3 protein-coding genes are annotated in these 2,203 nt (G+C 72.9%); 2 read left to right on the forward strand and 1 reads right to left on the reverse strand.

Annotated features, from left to right (window positions below):
* Together C665_RS19335 and C665_RS19340 are read left to right on the forward strand one after the other, a co-directional pair.
* On the forward strand, positions 1–885 hold an 885-nt coding region (locus C665_RS19335), incomplete at its 5' end, for a dihydrolipoamide acetyltransferase family protein (protein WP_004328523.1).
* 24 nt (positions 886–909) lie between these two features.
* Positions 910–1,164: an acyl carrier protein gene (locus tag C665_RS19340; protein WP_004328524.1), complete on the forward strand. Its 255-nt coding sequence runs from the start codon at positions 910–912 to the stop codon at positions 1,162–1,164.
* Between the two features lie 75 nt (positions 1,165–1,239).
* On the opposite strand, the gene C665_RS19345 is transcribed toward C665_RS19340, so the two are convergent.
* Positions 1,240–2,203: Lon-insertion domain-containing protein (locus tag C665_RS19345; RefSeq protein WP_004328526.1), on the reverse strand; the 964-nt coding region annotated here is incomplete at its 5' end.

The following is a 2,203-nucleotide window of genomic DNA, read 5'->3' on the forward strand; positions in this document are numbered from 1 at the left end:
GCGCCGGACGTCTCGCCCGCGCCGGCCGGGCGCTTGCGCGTCTCGCCCGCCGCGCGCAAGCGCGCCGAGGCGCTGGGAGTGGAGCTTGCCGCGCTGTCGGGCAGCGGCCCGGGCGGCGCGGTCACGCTGGAGGACGTGGAGCGTGCCGTGGCGGTTGCACGACTGCCTGCTTCACCACCCGCGGCGACGCCAAGCCCGATCTCCGCTGCCGAGCGCCAGGCCGAGACCCGCCGCGCCATCGCCGCGGCGATGAGCCGCTCGAAGCGCGAGATCCCGCATTACTACCTGTTCGAAACCGTGCCGATGGCGCGCGCGCAGGACTGGCTCGGCCGCGCCAACGCGGGACGCCCGATCACAGAGCGCCTGCTGATGGCGGTGCTGCAGCTGAAGGCCGTTGCCTTGGCGCTGCGCAAGTACCCCGAGCTCAACGGCTTCCACCGCGACGGCCAGTTCGTCGCCGCGCAGGGCATCCACGTCGGCGTCGCCATCTCGCTGCGCCAGGGCGGCCTGATCGCCCCGGCGCTGCACGACGTGGACCACAAGCCGCTGGATGTGCTGATGCGCGAGCTCGCCGACCTGGTCAGGCGCACGCGTGCCGGTTCGCTGCGCAGCTCGGAGATGGGCGATCCGACGGTCACCGTCACCAATCTCGGCGAGCAGGGCGTGGAGGCGGTGGCGGGCGTGATCTATCCGCCCCAGGTCGCCCTCGTCGGCTTCGGCCGCATCGCGCTGCGGCCCTGGGTGCGCGAGGACCGCGGCGAGCTGTGCGTGATGCCCGTCGTCACCGCCAGCCTCGCCGCCGATCATCGCGTCTCCGACGGCCACCGCGGCGCGCTGTTCCTCGCCGAGCTGCGCGAGCTGCTGCAGCGGCCGGAGGAACTGTGAACTCCCATTCCGGACGGAACCGCCATGGACGACACCGAACTGCGCAGCATCGTCATCGCAACGCTGAAGGAAATCGCTCCGGAAATCGAGGAGGCCGGGCTGCGCCCCGAGCGCCCGCTGCGCCAGCAGGTCGACCTCGATTCGATGGACTGGCTGAACTTCCTGGTCGGTCTTGCCGGGCGGCTGGCGGTCGAGATTCCCGAGGCGGACTATCGCAAGCTCGCGACGGTGAATGACCTGGTCGCGTACCTGCGCGACGCGCGCCGGCGAGCCGGCTGAGCCCGACGACGATCGCCCGAACGGCCGCAAACGTCCGGCCGGTGCCGACCCCGCTCTCGGCGCGCGCCACCTGCGTCAGGATGCGTGCGGCCGGCCTCGATGCCCGGCCGCGTCGGCGTCGTCTTCGTGTCCCCGCCGCGCAAACTCGCGCTGCATCCTCGCCAGCTTGCGCAGGCCCTCGACGACGCGCCGGCTCATCGAGCCCGCAGCCATCCTGCCCTGCTCGTCCGGCACGCCCGCCGCCACGCCGGTGAGCAGCTCCACCGCCTCGTCGGCGTCGGCCACCGCCCACACGGCGAAGCGCCCGGCCCGCACCGCCTCGACCACGTCGTCGCGCAGCATCAGGTGGCAGACGTTGGCGCGCGGAATCAGCACGCCCTGGCGGCCGTCGAGACCGCGCACCGCGCACAGGTCGAAGAAGCCCTCGATCTTCTCGTTGATCCCGCCTACCGGCTGCACGACGCCGAACTGGTTCACCGAACCGGTCACGGCGAGCGACTGCTTCACCGCCACGCCCGAGAGCGCCGAGAGCAGGGCCACCAGCTCGGCGAGCGAGGCGCTGTCGCCCTCGACGCCACCGTAGGACTGCTCGAACACCAGGCTCGCCTTGAGCGAGAGCGGCAGCATCCAGCCGAAGCGTGCGGCGAGGAAGGCGGACAGGATCAGCACGCCCTTGGAGTGGATCGGCCCGCCGAGCTTGACCTCGCGCTCGATGTCGATGACCTCGCCGGCGCCGGCGCGCACCGTGGCGGTGATGCGCTGCGGGTGGGCGAAGCTGTCTTCGCCGAGCGGCACCACCGCCAGGCCATTGACCTGGCCGACGTGGCTGCCCGCGGTGTCGATCAGCCACTGCCCGCGCAGGATCTGGTCGAGGTGGCCGAGGCGGATGCGTTCGTGGCGGCGCCGGTGGGCCGCGATCGCGGCGTCCACATGCTCGCACTCGATGCGCGCGGCGCCGGCGGCGAGGGCGAAGTGGGCCGCCTCGCGCAGGCGGTCGTCGAGCGGCTGGGTGCGCGCGCTCAGGCGCTCGGCGTCGGCG

The organism is Thauera aminoaromatica S2 (assembly GCF_000310185.1).
Lineage (GTDB): Bacteria > Pseudomonadota > Gammaproteobacteria > Burkholderiales > Rhodocyclaceae > Thauera > Thauera aminoaromatica.

Coding starts and splice junctions, on each gene's coding strand:
- C665_RS19340 (WP_004328524.1), top strand. CDS start 910: ATGGACGACACCGAACTGCGCAGCATCGTCATCGCAACGCTGAAGGAA.